Source organism: Gemmobacter lanyuensis (assembly GCF_014652355.1).
Taxonomy (GTDB): domain Bacteria; phylum Pseudomonadota; class Alphaproteobacteria; order Rhodobacterales; family Rhodobacteraceae; genus Gemmobacter; species Gemmobacter lanyuensis.
The window spans coordinates 22787-36436 of the sequence record NZ_BMYQ01000012.1; the positions used below are offsets into that span (position 1 = coordinate 22787).

The following is a 13650-nucleotide window of genomic DNA, read 5'->3' on the forward strand; positions in this document are numbered from 1 at the left end:
CGCCTGCCCTGTCCCACCAGGAATACCCGGCGCGGGGAGGCGCGGGGTCAGCGAGGAAAACGATGCTCAGCCAGTCCGACATGCTGGCGCGCCTTGGCGCGCGCCGCCCGAATTATTCGCTCGACCGCGATCTCTATTGTGATGAAGGGGTGTTCCAGATGGACCTGGAACATGTCTTCTACAAAGAGTGGCTGTTTGCCATCCCGGCCTGCGACCTGCCCAAACCCGGCGCCTTTGCCACGCTGCAGGTAGGGGCCTATCCCGTGGTGATCACCCGCGCCAATGATGGCCAGATCCGCGCCTTCCACAACGTCTGCCGCCATCGTGGTCAGCGTCTCTGCGCCAAGGAAACCGGCTCGTCGCCCAAGCTCGTCTGCCCCTATCACCAATGGACCTACGATCTGGACGGCAAGCTGATGTATGCCCGCGACATGCAGGACAGCTTTGACCTTTCGGCGCATGGCCTCAAGAAGGTGCATTGCGTCGATCTGGCCGGCATGGTCTTCATCTGCCTCGCCGAAGTGCCGCCGCCGATCAGCGATCTGGCCCCCAAACTGATGAGCTATCTGGCGCCCTCGGGTCTCAAGGATGCCAAGGTGGCCTATTCCTCGACCATCGTGGAAAAGGGCAACTGGAAGCTGGTGATCGAGAACAACCGCGAATGCTATCACTGCGGCGGCTCGCATCCCTCGCTCTGCCGGACCTATTCGGACAACCCGCGCATGACCGCGATGGAAGGCCCGAATGCCGCAAGCCCCGACATTCTGGCCCATTGGGACCGGTGCGAGGCCGCGGGTCTGCCGTCGCGTTTCGTGAACCATCCGCAGATGCAATGGCGGCTGGCGCGCATTCCGCTGCTGAACAATGCCGAAAGCTATACCATGTCCACCAAGGCCGCGGTGAAGCAGCGCATGGGGCAGATGCCCTTCAATGATGCGGGCAGCCTGCTGTTCTTCCACTACCCCAATACCTGGAACCACTTCCTGGCGGATCACGCCATCGTCTTCCGCGTGCTGCCGATCAGCGCCACGGAAACCGAGGTCACGACCAAGTGGCTGGTACCCAAGGATGCGGTCGAGGGCGTGGACTATGATCTGGAAGACCTGACCCGCGTCTGGATCAACACCAATGACGAAGACCGTCAGGTCGTCGAGGAAAACCAGAAGGGCATCCTTTCGCCCGCCTATGAGCCCGGCCCCTATTCCACCATCCAGGAGGAAGGCGTGATTCAGTTCGTCGACTGGTACTGCGGCACGATGCAGTCGCGTCTGTCCCCGAAACCGGCGATGGCGGCGGAGTGAACACCATGCGGAAAACGCGCGCCAACTGGTCGGCCGAACCCTGGAATGACAGCGAGCTGCTGGAATGTGCCATGGTGGTGCCGGAAAACCCCGATACTGCCACCTTTACCTTCCGCGCGCCTTCGGGTTCGTGGTTCGACTACCAGCCGGGCCAATTCGTGACGCTGGACCTGCCGGTCCCCGGCGGGAATGTGCAGCGGACCTATACGATTTCGTCCAGCCCGTCGCGGCCGCTGTCCATTTCGGTCACGGTCAAGGCGCAGGCGGGGTCGATCGGCACGCGCTGGATGCTGGATCACCTCCGCCCCGGCATGAAGATCAAGGCCTATGGGCCGAACGGCATCTTCAGCTTCCACAAGCACCCGGCGAAGAAATACCTCTTCATCTCGGCCGGGTCGGGCATCACGCCGATGATGTCGATGACGACCTGGGCCTGGGATTCGGGCGAAATGCCCGACATCGTCTTCGTCCATGCCGCCAAGAGGCCCTCCGAGATCATCTTCCGCGAGCGGCTGGAGCAATTCGCCAACCGCGTGCCCGGCCTGCAGCTGCGCTTTACCGTGGAAGAGGCCGACGAATTCCGCGTCTGGCCGGGGTATCGCGGTCGGCTGAGCCAGATCATGCTGGGCCTCATGGCGCCGGACTATCTGGAGCGCGAGGTGTTCTGCTGCGGGCCCGAGCCCTTCATGCAGGCGGTGCGTGACATGCTGAACTCGCTTGGGTTCAACATGGATCATTACCATCAGGAAAGCTTTGGCCTGGCCGTCGCGACCGAGGCCGAGGCCCCGGCGCTGGAGGATGTGATGCCTTCGGACAGTGCCGAGGCGCAGATCACCTTTGCCACCTCGGGCATCACCACGCCCTGCGCGCAGACCGATACCGTTCTGGCCGTGGCCAAGCGGTCGGGGCTGAACATCCCTTCGGGTTGCACCTTCGGCCTCTGCGGGACCTGCAAGGTCAAGAAGACCGAGGGCGAAGTGCATATGGTGCATAACGGCGGCATCTCGGATGACGATATCGAGGCGGGCTATATCCTTGCCTGCTGTTCGCATCCGATGGGCAAGATCGCCGTCGAGGTCTGACATGCGAAACGCGCCACCCCTGGGGGTGGCGCGTCCTTGCTGGCGTCCGACCGGAGGGGGTCAGTTCGCCGCGGCAAGCTGTTTGGGTAGCTTGAAGGTCCAGACGGTGCCACCCTGGTTCAGGTAGTTGACCTTCTTTGCGACCTCACCACCCCAGAGCGGCACAGCCCCGCCCCAGCCCGACACGATCGAGACATATTGCTCGCCCTCGGATTCCCAGGTGACGGGCTGACCGACGATCCCCGAGCCGGTCTGGAACGACCAGAGTTTCTCGCCCGTGGTATCATCCAGCGCGACGAAATCGCCCTCTGGCGTGCCAAAGAACACAAGGCCGCCCGCGGTGGTCATCACGCCCCCCCAAAGCGGGGCTGCGTTCTTGTATTCCCACTTCCATTCGCCCGTGACCGGATCGATGGCCTTGAGGCTGCCGATATGGTCTTCATAGTTCGGCTTGATGGTAAAGCCGGACCCCAGGTAGGCCGCGCCCTTCTTGTAGCTGACGGGTTCGTTCCAGATATCCATGCCCCATTCGTTCGAAGGCACATAGAAAAGGCCGGTATTCTGGCTATAGGCCATCGGCATCCAGTTCTTGCCGCCGAGGAACGAAGGCGAGGAGAAGACCATTTCCCCCTTTGCGCCATCGGCTGCCTTGGACGGATCACCGGGACGGTTTTCCTCATTGTAGATCGGGCGGCCGTTTTCATCGATGCCCTTGGCCCAGGTGATGTCCTTGACGAAGGGCCAGGCGTTCAGGAACTTGCCGTCTTCGCGGTTCAGCACATAGAAGAACCCGTTGCGGTCGGCGGTGGCGAATTTCTTGTTGCCGTCCTTGTCGGTGAAGGCCACCACCTCGTTCACGCCGTCATAGTCCCAGCCTTCGCGCGGGGTGGTCTGGAAGTGCCACTTGATTTCGCCGGTGGCCGGATCGATGCCTAGGCGGCTGGCCGCATAGAGGTTGTCGCCGACATTGCCTTCGGTGGGGGCGCCCGCATTCCGCAGGTGGCTGTTCCAGGGGGCGGGGTTGCCCGCGCCAAAGACCAGCGTGTTGGTGTCGATGTCATAGCTGCCGCCCAGCCAGGTCGCACCGCCGCCCGTTTTCCACAGATCGCCCGGCCAGGTCGCGTTCAGCGTCCCGGTCATGGTGCTTTCCTTGCCGTTCAGCGTGCCCATGTGGCCTTCGATCACCGGGCGCGTCCAGACGGTTTCACCGGTCAGCGCATCGCGGGCCTGCACCTCGCCCACGATCCCGAACTCCCCCCCCGAATTGCCGGTGATGACCAGCCCGTTCACGATCAGCGGCGCGGCGGTATAGCTGTAGCCTTCCTTGTAATCGGCGATCTTCTTGTTCCAGACCACATCGCCGGTCTTGAGGTTCAGCGCCACGATACGGGCATCCAGCGTGCCGAAATAGATATTGTCGCCATAGATCGCCGCGCCGCGGTTGATGACGTCGCAGCACGGCAGGATGCCTTCGGGCAGGCGGGCGTCATATTGCCAGACCTCTTTTCCGGTCTTCAGGTCGACCGCATACAGCCGCGAATAAGAGGCGGTGACATACATCATCCCGTCATGGATCAGCGGCTGGGTTTCCTGCCCGCGCTGCTTTTCGCCGCCAAAGCTGAAGGCCCAGGCCGGCACGAGGTTCTGGACGTTTTCCTTGTTCAGGGTGGTCAGCGGGCTGAAACGCTGCAGGTTGCGGCCCATGCCATTGGTCAGCACATCGCCCGTGCTTTCCGCGTCGCGGGCCAGATCTTCCTCTGTCACACCGGCCACGGCGGGTGCCGCAGCCAGCAGCATGGCGGCCGTGACGGCCACGATAAAGCGGTTCATCTGTTTCCTCCCTTGGATGATCCGTCGGAGACCCCAGCGACACGCTCCCTCCCGCGGGCAGCTCTGGTCATCGGGGGTTATCATCCGCCCGGTCACGCCGCCGTGAAAATTGCACCATGGTCGTAAGACGCAAAAAGGGGCGGTGATCCGCCCCTTTTCACGCGTCCCTTACCCCCGTATCGGCCGGGCCGCACCCTCCTGCGGTGGCCGGGGGGCGGGCTTATTTCGGGGCCGAGACGCTGCCCAGCCAAGCCAGGATGAAGGCCTGTTCCACCGGATCGGTGATGCCCACATGGCGCATCTTGGTGCCTGGGATCAGGCCCTGGTTATCCTCCATCCAGGCGCGCAGGGCGCCTTCGGTCCAAGTGAAGCCTGCGGCCTTCAGCGCCGGTGAATAGGGATACCCCTCAACCGATCCGGCGGGGCGGCCAATCACGCCCTCAAGCGGCGGGCCATAGCTTTTGTCTTTGGAATCAACCGCATGGCAGCGGCGGCATTCGGCATCGAAAAACCGCGCGCCGGCCTCGATGCGGATGGTCGAAACCGCGGGGCTTTCGGCGCGCAGGGGTGCGGTGGTGCCAAGCGTCGCCAATGTGGCAGCCAGAAGGACCGCGCCGCCGGGTCTGGCGCGGCGCTGCGGATGGGGCTGGAGGGTCATGTCCGTCTCCTTGGGTTGGGCGTTTCCGTCCGCAGCCTTGCGCCCGGCTGCAGGGGCGGGCGTTGACGCAGGTCAACCGCCCCCTCGTGCTTTGGTCGTAGATCGCTTGCCTTCGCCCTTTGGTCGAATAGGCAGCGCCCGTGGCCGGGTGCCATGCTGACCTCAAGCTTTGGGAGGAGCATCATGAACACCACGCGCCACTGGATCGCCGCCGCCACTGTGCTGGCCCTGTCAACCGCCTCCGCCTGGGCCGAGGAGGCCCGCTTGCGGATCGCCACCCAGCTGTCCGGCACCGTCAATTGGGAACTGACCACCATGCAGGCCCGCGGCTTTGACAAGGCCAATGGCTTTACGCTTGAGGTGCAGGATGTCGCGGCCGGTCCTGCCGCGCAGGTGGCCCTGCAAGCGGGCGAGGTGGATGCCATCGTGTCTGACTGGCTCTGGGTTGCACGGCAGCGGGCCGAGGGCGCGGATTACGTGTTCATCCCCTATAGCCGTGCGGTGGGTGCGCTGCATGTGCCTGCCGACAGCCCGGCACAGACGCTGGCCGATCTCAAGGGACAGAAGATCGGCATCGCGGGCGGGCCGGTGGACAAAAGCTGGCTGATCCTGCGGGCCTATGCCCAGCAGGAATTGGGCATGGATCTGCAGGCCGAAACCGAGCAGGTCTTTGGCGCCCCCCCGCTGATCTTCGAAACCGCGATGAACGGCGATCTGGATGCTGCGGTCAACTTCTGGCACTTCGGTGCCAAGATGGAGGCGGCGGGGATGCGCCCGCTGATCACCGTGGCCGATGCCGGGGCGAAGCTGGGGCTTGATCCGCAAACCCCGCTGCTGGGCTATGTCGTGTCCGGCGCGCTTTTGCGCGACAATCCCGATCTGGTCGCCGGTCTTGCCGCCGCAAGCCGCGCCACGAAAGAGGTTTTGGCCCAGGATGACGCCGCATGGGATGCCCTGCGCCCCCAGATGAACGCCAAATCCGACGCCCAGTTCGAGGCACTGAAAGCGGGCTTCCGTGCAGGGATCCCGGCGCCCGGCCCGGTGGATGAAGCCGCTGCCGCCAAGATGCTGGCGATCATGGCGGGTCTCGGCGGGTCCGAGCTGGTGGGCGACATGACCGACCTGCCCGCGGGCGTCTTCGTGCAGCCGGCCAGCTGATGCCCGCGCCCGCGGCCCCCTCGCCTGCGGCCATCGACCTGCAGCTTTCCGGCGCCACCCATCAGGGGGCGCCGGTTCTGGCAGCGATGCACCTGCGGGTCATGCCGGGCGAAACCGTGGCCCTGACCGGGCCTTCCGGCGTGGGCAAGACCACGCTCTTGCGGATTCTGGCGGGTCTGCATGCCGACTGGCAGGGCCAATGTCATCTGCCGGGGCGGGTGGCGATGGTGTTTCAGGAACCTGTCCTGCTGCCCTGGCGCAGCGCGCTGGAAAACCTGACCCTGACTACCGATTGCAGCGAGGCGGCGGCCCATCTGGCGCTGGCGCAGGTCGGGCTGACCCATCGGGCGCGCGCCTTTCCGGGGGCGCTCTCGCTGGGTCAGCAGCGCAGGCTTGCGCTGGCGCGCGCCTTTCTGGTGCAGCCCGAGGTGCTTTTGATGGACGAACCCTTTGTCTCGCTCGACCCCGCGCTGGGGGCCGAGATGATGGCGCTCGTCAAGGATCTGCGCCGGGGCCGCGACATGGCGGTCGTGCTTGTGACCCATTCCGCCGAAGAGGCCGCGACCCTTGCCCATCGCACCCTGCGGCTGGAAGGGCGGCCCGCCCGGCTGGTCGCCTGACCGCAGGTCAGAACATGGGGCCATATTTCCAGCGGTCGGCGTCGGGGGTCACTTCCTCGGGGTCATAATCCGCAGCCTGCAGGCGCCGCGCATCGGCAAAGCCCATGCCTGCCGCGCGGTCGATCAGCGCGCGTCCGGCTGCCGGGTCCTGCACTGTGCCATGGCCGCGCAGCAGGTCCAGCCCGTGGTTGAACATGCCGACCGGATCGCCCGCCTCGGCCGCGCGGCGGTCATAGTCGGCGGCAGCATCCGGGTTGGCGGGGCCGCCAAAGCCGTTCTCCTCAAGGTAGGACATCCAGGTCATCGCGCCCGTATAACCCGCCTCGGCGCAGCGGCTGAACACTTGTCGGGCCATGTCATGCTGGCCCGATTTCGTCATCAGATAGCCCGAGGCACAGGTCGTCATGCTGGTTTTGCCGCGCAGGGCCTGATCCAGACTGTGCGACAGGCTCATCTCATCCGGGTTCAGATCGCCCAATTCGCCATCACTCGCCCCTTCTGCCACAGCAGGGGTTGCAAGCAGGACCAGAAGGATGGGCAGCAGGCGGCGGGGCATCGGGCTCTCCTCTTCCTGCGCCAAGGCTGTGGCGGCGGGGGCGCGCTATCAATGCAGCCGGGGTCGTAGTCCGGGCGGCAGGTTGACAGGGCGGCGGTCCCTTTCTAGGCCGGTCCGGGGGATCGCAAGGGGGCGGTGCGTGAAGGTCTGGGGTCTTGCGGCGGTTTGGCTGGGGGTGATGGCGGGCATGGCCAGCGGGCAAAGCGCGGGCTGGCAGTTGATCGACCCCGGTGGGGCAGGGTCCACCCGCCGGATCACCATTCAAGGCACCGAACCGCTGGCCTGTGGCATGTTTACCCCCCGCCCTGCCGCCCTGTCGATTGCCTGCCTTCAGGGGACGCTTTCGGTGGCGGTCGAGACGGGCTGCAACCTTGCGCCGCTGGGGGGAAAAAGCGCAGAGGTGGCCTATCGACTGGATCACGGCGGCACCGAAACGCAGCGATTTGCCATCATCGGCGGGGGCCGCAGCCTGCAATTGGCCGAAAGCGGAGCCGCGGGCACCTTTGTCGAGGCTTTGCTGACCGCAGACCTGCTGACGGTGCGGATCGATGCCGCAAACAAGGTGCCTGCGGAAGCGACCTTCCTGCTGCCCGGGCTGGAGGCGGCCCTTGCCGAAATGCTGCGGCGGTGCGGCGGCTGAACGATGGGAACCGGACGCGGCCGGGGGTGTTGTCGTTCAGCCGTTTCTCAGTTTCTGGTGCCCCATGCCGGTGGATCAAGACCGCCCGACCCTTTCTTCCCCCCCGCCGTTTGCCCTTTACCCCGAGCCTCCCTTTCCGGATCCGTCGCAATCGCCGCGCGTGACACTGCCGCGGCTGGCCACGATCGCTGCGGTGGTTGCGGTGCTCTATCTGGGCAAAGAGGTGCTGCTGCCACTGGCCATTGCCATGCTGCTGACCTTTGCGCTTTCGCCGCTGGTCACGCTGTTCCGCAAGCGTGGCCTGCCGATGACGGCCTCGGTCCTGATCGTGGTCTTTCTGGCATCGGGGATGATGGCGGTGTTTTCGCTGGTGGTGGCAAGCCAGCTGTCCTCGCTGGCGCGGGATCTGCCGCGCTTTCAGGACAATATCCTGATCAAGCTGGAAACCCTGAAGGAACAGGGCGGCGAGGGCAGCCTGATCGCCCGCATCACCGATATGGCAGGCGCCATCAATGCCGAAATCGGCGCCGCCATCCCGGCCGAGCCTGCGGGAACCCCCGCCGCCGAAACGCCGATCCCGGTCGAGGTGGTCGAACGGCTCAGTCCGCTGGACACGCTGACCAGCCTTGTGATGCCCCTGATCAGCCCGGTCGCCACGACGGGCCTTGTCATCGTCGTCGTGATCTTCATGCTGCTTGAACGGGAAGAGCTGCGCGACCGCTTCATCCGTCTGATCGGCGCGCATGATCTGCACCGCACCACCGCCATGCTGGAAGAGGCGGGAAGCCGCGTGGGCCGCTATCTGCTGGTGCAGCTGCTGGTCAATATCATCTATGCGTTGCCCATCGGTGTCGGGCTTTGGCTGATCGGGGTGCCCAATGCGGTGCTTTGGGGGCTTCTGACGCTGGTTCTGCGCTTCGTGCCCTATATCGGCTCGATCCTGTCGGCGGCCTTTCCCTTGTTCCTCGCCTTCGCCGTCAGTCGGGAATGGTCGGCGGTGCTTTGGACGGCGGCGCTGTTCATCGCGGTCGAAACCGTGACCTCGAACCTGATCGAGCCCTGGCTTTACGGTTCGCGCACCGGTGTATCGCCGCTGGCGATCATCATCAGCGCCATTCTCTGGACCTGGATCTGGGGGCCGCTGGGCCTTGTCATGTCCACGCCGCTGACGGTCTGCCTGGTGGTGCTGGGGCGGCATGTGCCGCAATTTGAACTGTTCGGTATCCTCTTCGGGGATGAACCCGTGCTGGAGCCGCACGCCCATCTGTATCAGCGCTGGCTGGCCGGGGATGCGGTGGAAAGCACCTACCGTGCGGAAGAGGCGCTGGAAGAGGAATACCTGTCCGACTATTACCGCAACACGGCACTGCCTGCCCTTTTGCTGGCACAGACCGATTGGTCGCGCGGGGTCCTCAGCACCGTGCAGGAAACGCGGCTGGCCGTCACGGCGCTGCAGATGGTGCAGGATTTGCGCCCCTATGTGGCCGAGGAGCGTGACGAAAACCGCCCGGACGCGACCGAGGCGCCCGTTGTCGCACCGGGGCGGGTGGTCGTGCTGGGCGGGCGCGGGGCGCTGGACGATGTCGCGGCCGCCATCCTGGCGCAGGTTCTGGCGGTGGAGGGGGCAGAGGCCGAGGCGCATGGCCATGCTGACCTGGCCCCCGCGCGATTGGCCCATCTGGACCTGCCCGACTGCCGCTGCGTGATCCTCAATTTTCTTGACCCGTCGCCGCCGCGCAGTGCCCTGCTGCATGTCCGCCGTCTTAAACGCAACCATCCCCATCTGCGCGTCGGTGTTGTGATCTGGTCCTTGCCCGAATCCACCCAAACCGGCGAAAATGTCGCATGGGGTCTGCGGGCTGATGCGGGGAAACTTGCCGAAGCCGAGGCGATCGGCGCAGATTTCGCTGTCACCTGGCTGGAACCGGCGCTGCTTGGGGCCGTTTCATCAGAGCCGCCGCGGCCTTTGCCGCCGCGGGATACGAAACTGGCCCGGTCCCTGACCCGCCGCAAGGGCGGGGCAGATCCGGCCCCGCAAGGATGATGAGGACAGACCATGGCAAACTCGACCACGCAGAAAATTGCCGACACTGCCGAAGAAACGGCGGCCGCGATGGGCGCAACCGCCCAGAAGGCTGACCTTGAGGCGCAGATGGCCGAATTGCGCAAGGATCTGGCCCGGATCGCCGAAACGCTGGCCGGGATCGGGTCTGCGGGTGGCGCGGTCCTGACCGATGCCGTCAAGGCCGAGGCCGAGCGGCTGCGGGTGCAAGGTGCCGCCGCCGCCCATAGTGCCGAGTTGCGCATGGATGAATGTCGCGCCTATGTGCGCAGCAATCCCTTTACCGCGCTGGGGATTGCTGCGGGGGCGGGGTTGTTGTTTGGCATGCTTTTCGGGCGGCGCTGATGCTGCGGCTTTTGCTGGGGATCGTTGCCGCGCAGACCGTGCAGCAGGTGGGCCGCAAGGCCCGCCGCATGGGCCATCTGGTCTTTGCTGCGGTGCTGGCCTTGGTGGGGTTCGGCTTTGTGCTGGACGCCATCTGGACGGCGCTTGCCTATGAACTGGGGCCGATCTGGGCCTCGGGGCTCATTGGTGGGGTGTTCTTGTTCCTTGCGCTGATCGTTCTGCTCATATCGGGGCAGAAGCCGCGCCCGGATGCCGCCTTGGCCGCCGAGATTGCGGTGCTGGAGGCGCAGCTTCGCAAAGTGCAGGCCGATGCCGCGGGCCTTGGCGCCGAAGTCAGCGACAGTATCGGCCGCAAACCGGCGGTGCCGCTGATGGCGGCCTTTGCCGGCGGGCTACTTCTGGCGCTGAAACTGCGGCGCTGATCGGCTCAGAACGGGGCAGGGGCGGAAAAGGTGACGCTCTTGCCCGTTTCCGGATGGCGCAAACGCAGGCTTTCGGCGTGCAGCATCATGCGGGGGTGGGCGTCACGGTCTGCCCCCTCGGCATAGATCTGGTCGCCCAGAATGGGATGGCCGAGTTCGAGCATATGCACCCGCAGCTGATGGCTGCGCCCGGTCTGCGGCATCAGCCGCACGCGGGTGGTGTTCCCATCGTAGCGCACCACCCGGTAATCGGTGATCGCGGGTTTGCCGATTTCGTGGTTCACGTGCTGGCGCGGGCGGTTCGGCCAATCCACGCAGAGCGGCAGGTCCACCGTGCCTTCTTTCGGCTCCAGCCGCCCGGCGAGGCGCGCGACATAGATTTTCTTCGTCTGCCGCTTTTCGAACTGCTGGCCCAGATTGCCCTGCACAGCCTTGGTCAGCGCAAAGACCATCACGCCCGAAGTGTCGCAATCGAGCCGATGCACCAGCAGCACCTCGGGGAAGACGCGGCGCAGGCGGTCGATCAGGCAATCCTCTTTCCCGGGGTCCTTGCCGGGCACCGACAGAAGCCCCGCCGGTTTGTCCACGATCAGCAGCGCCGAATCGTGATGCAGGATCGAAAGCGGCACATCGGGCGGATTATAGGCATAGGGGGGCATTACAGGATCTCATGTTCGGCGGCGCGCAGACGGGTGGCCAGCTCTGCAATATGGGCAGGGCCTACCTCGCAGCAACCCCCGACGATCGTGGCGCCCTGGGCCACCCAGCCCATCGCGAAATCGGCGTATTTCTGCGGTGTCAGGTCGTGGCGGTGGGTCAGTTCACGTACGGTGGGGGCATCCTGCAGGAAGCCGTCCGAGATATGGGTAAAGCCATTGGCATAGGCGCCGAAGGGGCGACCAAAGCCTGCAAGCACCGCAAGCGCATCGCCCATCGCCTCGGGCACCGAACAATTCGCCAGCACCGCCTGCGGCTGATAGGCCGCGATCAGCGGCGCCAGATCCGCGACCGGTTCGCCCGACCGCAAAAGATGGCCCTTGCGGTCATGCACGCTGACCGACAGCCAGACCGGCCTGCCCGCCGCCGCAGCCCCCTTCAGCGCGCCCTCAGCCTGTTCCAGCGTGGACAGGGTTTCCAGCAGGATCAGGTCCACATGAGGGGCAAGCAGGGTTGCCACCTCGGCAATCAGGGGTGCGGCCTCGTCCACCGGCAAGACCACATCATCGCGGTAGGTTGCAACCAGCGGCCCGATTGAGCCGGCAATCCGCCCGCGCCCATGGGCGGCGCGCGCCTCGGTCGCGGCGGTCAGGGCGGCGCGGTGCAGGGCTTCGAACTGGTCATCCAGATCAAAGCGGCGCAGCCGGTCATGGTGGATCGCATAGGTATTGGTGGTGGCGATGCTGGCCCCGGCGGCGAAATAGTCATCATGGATCTGACGGACCAGACCGGGGTGATTCAGCATGACCCGCGTCGCCCAAAGCGGGGTCGGCGCATCGCCGGACCGGTTGACCAGCTCTTGCCCCATCCCGCCATCCAGAAGGGTGATCTGTGCCATCAGTCCAACACCAGCTTGGCCGCAAGCCCACCGAACAGAAGCGCCGAGATGCGGTTCATCACCCCCATCCGCGTGGCCAGCGCCTGCCCGGCCAGACCCGCCAGGGCGCCATAGCTCGCGGTGATCACCATGCCCGTGGCGCAGAACATCAGCCCCAGCACCGCGATCTGCGCCCAGACCGGGCCGCGCGCGGGGTCGGTGAACTGCGGCAGAAAGGCCAGAATGAAAAGCGCCACCTTCGGGTTCAGCGCATTGGTCAGAAACCCGCGCCAGAGCGCGCGCAGCACCGCACCCTCTCCCTGTCCGCTGGGCAGGCTGTCACCCGCGCGCCAGCTCTTGACCGCAAGATAAAGCAGATAGGCCGCGCCGCCCAGTTTGAGCGCCAACATCGCGGGGGGATAGGCCGCCAGCAGCGCGCTGACCCCGGCCGCCGCCAGTGCCACATGCCACAGCCCGCCCAAGCCCACGCCGATGCCCGCCACCGCACCCGCGCGCGGGCCGCCCGCCATGCCGCTGGCGGTGGCAAAGATCACATCGGCCCCCGGCGTCAGGTTCAGCACGACCCCCGCGGCCAGAAAGGCCAGCAGCTGGGGCAGGGGGATCAGGGTGAAAAGGTCCGGCATCAGGGGGCTTTCTGCTGTAATGTGTCAGGCGAGAGAGGTGATATGGACCTCGGTCCCCCAATCGGCGCAACGCTTCATCAGCGCTTCGGGCAGGGGGGCGTCGGTAAAGATGGCGTCGATCTCTGACAGGCTGCACAGGCGGACCGGCGCGCTCCGCATCAGCTTGGACGCGTCGGTGACCAGATAGACCTTGCGCGATTGCCGGATGATCGCCTTCGACACCCGCACCTCGTTCAGGTCATAGTCCAGCAGATCGCCGTCGGGGTCGAGCGCGGAAATCCCGATGATCCCGAAGTCGACCTTGAACTGTTCCATGAACTGGCTGGTCAGATCCCCGACCAGCCCGCCATCCGACCGCCGCAGGGCACCGCCCGCCACCATCACCTCGCAGGACGGATTGCCGACAAGGATATTCGCCACATTCATGTTGTTGGTCACGACGGTGATCTGGCGATGATGCATCAGCTCGCGCGCGACGGCCTCGGTCGTGGTGCCCAGGTTCACGATCATCGAGCAATTGTCGGGGATGGCCTGCGCACAGGCCCGCCCGATTGCGGCCTTGGCGGCGTCATGCAGGGCGCGGCGCTCCTCATAGCCGATATTGCTCACCCCGCTGCGCAGCACGGCGCCCCCATGCACACGGTCCAGATGCCCGGCCTCGGCCAGTTCGGTCAGGTCGCGGCGAATTGTCTGTAGCGTCACGCCAAAGCGTTCGGCCAGCGCCTCGACCACGACACGGCCTTCGCTGCGCGCAAGGGCAAGGATTTCGGTCTGCCGGAAACTGAGTGCCATGTCAGG

General features: G+C 65.4%; 15 protein-coding genes. 8 read left to right on the forward strand and 7 right to left on the reverse strand.

The window, feature by feature from the left end; all coding sequences use genetic code 11:
• The first annotated feature begins 62 nt into the window (after nt 1-62).
• Nucleotides 63-1301, forward strand: a complete 1239-nt coding sequence (locus IE101_RS15625; RefSeq protein WP_189634775.1) for an aromatic ring-hydroxylating oxygenase subunit alpha — start codon at nt 63-65, stop codon at nt 1299-1301.
• Nucleotides 1302-1306: 5 nt separating this feature from the next.
• Complete coding sequence (locus IE101_RS15630; RefSeq protein ID WP_189634776.1) at nt 1307-2383, forward strand: FAD-binding oxidoreductase; 1077 nt, start codon at nt 1307-1309, stop codon at nt 2381-2383.
• Between the two features lie 60 nt (nt 2384-2443).
• Here the strand turns inward: IE101_RS15630 and IE101_RS15635 are convergent, their stop codons facing one another.
• Together IE101_RS15635 and IE101_RS15640 are read right to left on the reverse strand one after the other, a co-directional pair.
• A complete protein-coding gene (locus tag IE101_RS15635; protein WP_189634777.1) occupies nt 2444-4213 on the reverse strand; it encodes a PQQ-dependent methanol/ethanol family dehydrogenase in 1770 nt (589 codons plus the stop codon).
• Between the two features lie 220 nt (nt 4214-4433).
• Nucleotides 4434-4871: a c-type cytochrome gene (locus IE101_RS15640; protein WP_189634778.1), complete on the reverse strand. Its 438-nt coding sequence runs from the start codon at nt 4869-4871 to the stop codon at nt 4434-4436.
• 183 nt (nt 4872-5054) lie between these two features.
• On the opposite strand from IE101_RS15640, the gene IE101_RS15645 reads away from it, so the two are divergent.
• Together IE101_RS15645 and IE101_RS15650 are read left to right on the forward strand one after the other, a co-directional pair.
• Nucleotides 5055-6029: an ABC transporter substrate-binding protein gene (locus IE101_RS15645; protein ID WP_189634779.1), complete on the forward strand. Its 975-nt coding sequence runs from the start codon at nt 5055-5057 to the stop codon at nt 6027-6029.
• The gene (locus IE101_RS15650) at nt 6029-6649 is read left to right on the forward strand and encodes an ABC transporter ATP-binding protein (protein WP_189634780.1); all 621 of its coding nucleotides are present in this window, start codon (nt 6029-6031) and stop codon (nt 6647-6649) included. The genes IE101_RS15645 and IE101_RS15650 overlap by 1 nt, the downstream gene beginning before the upstream one ends.
• Before the next feature lie 7 nt (nt 6650-6656).
• On the opposite strand, the gene IE101_RS15655 is transcribed toward IE101_RS15650, so the two are convergent.
• Nucleotides 6657-7205 carry an SEL1-like repeat protein gene (locus IE101_RS15655; protein WP_189634781.1) on the reverse strand — a complete coding sequence of 183 codons (549 nt, stop codon included), beginning with the start codon at nt 7203-7205 and terminating at the stop codon, nt 6657-6659.
• Nucleotides 7206-7344: 139 nt separating this feature from the next.
• Between IE101_RS15655 and IE101_RS15660 the strand changes: the two genes are divergently transcribed.
• From IE101_RS15660 to IE101_RS15675, 4 genes are all read left to right on the forward strand, one after another.
• A complete protein-coding gene (locus tag IE101_RS15660; RefSeq protein WP_189634782.1) occupies nt 7345-7845 on the forward strand; it encodes a hypothetical protein in 501 nt (166 codons plus the stop codon).
• Nucleotides 7846-8005: 160 nt separating this feature from the next.
• Nucleotides 8006-9889: an AI-2E family transporter gene (locus IE101_RS20010; protein WP_189634783.1), complete on the forward strand. Its 1884-nt coding sequence runs from the start codon at nt 8006-8008 to the stop codon at nt 9887-9889.
• Between the two features lie 12 nt (nt 9890-9901).
• Nucleotides 9902-10252 carry an ElaB/YgaM/YqjD family protein gene (locus tag IE101_RS15670; protein WP_189634784.1) on the forward strand — a complete coding sequence of 117 codons (351 nt, stop codon included), beginning with the start codon at nt 9902-9904 and terminating at the stop codon, nt 10250-10252.
• On the forward strand, nt 10252-10674 hold the full coding sequence (locus tag IE101_RS15675) for a hypothetical protein (RefSeq protein WP_189634785.1): 423 nt from the start codon (nt 10252-10254) through the stop codon (nt 10672-10674). Before IE101_RS15670 ends, IE101_RS15675 begins: the two co-directional genes overlap by 1 nt.
• A 5-nt stretch (nt 10675-10679) precedes the next feature.
• Here IE101_RS15675 and IE101_RS15680 read toward each other — a convergent pair whose 3' ends face one another.
• From IE101_RS15680 to IE101_RS15695, 4 genes are read right to left on the reverse strand one after another with little or no spacing between them, the layout of a single operon-like run.
• A complete protein-coding gene (locus IE101_RS15680; RefSeq protein WP_189634786.1) occupies nt 10680-11333 on the reverse strand; it encodes an RluA family pseudouridine synthase in 654 nt (217 codons plus the stop codon).
• Nucleotides 11333-12229 carry a homocysteine S-methyltransferase family protein gene (locus IE101_RS15685; protein ID WP_189634787.1) on the reverse strand — a complete coding sequence of 299 codons (897 nt, stop codon included), beginning with the start codon at nt 12227-12229 and terminating at the stop codon, nt 11333-11335. Before IE101_RS15685 ends, IE101_RS15680 begins: the two co-directional genes overlap by 1 nt.
• Nucleotides 12229-12852, reverse strand: coding sequence for a LysE family translocator (locus tag IE101_RS15690; protein WP_189634788.1), 624 nt, complete (start codon nt 12850-12852; stop codon nt 12229-12231). Before IE101_RS15690 ends, IE101_RS15685 begins: the two co-directional genes overlap by 1 nt.
• Nucleotides 12853-12876: 24 nt before the next feature.
• Nucleotides 12877-13644 carry a DeoR/GlpR family DNA-binding transcription regulator gene (locus IE101_RS15695; protein ID WP_189634789.1) on the reverse strand — a complete coding sequence of 256 codons (768 nt, stop codon included), beginning with the start codon at nt 13642-13644 and terminating at the stop codon, nt 12877-12879.
• Nucleotides 13645-13650: the final 6 nt, after the last annotated feature.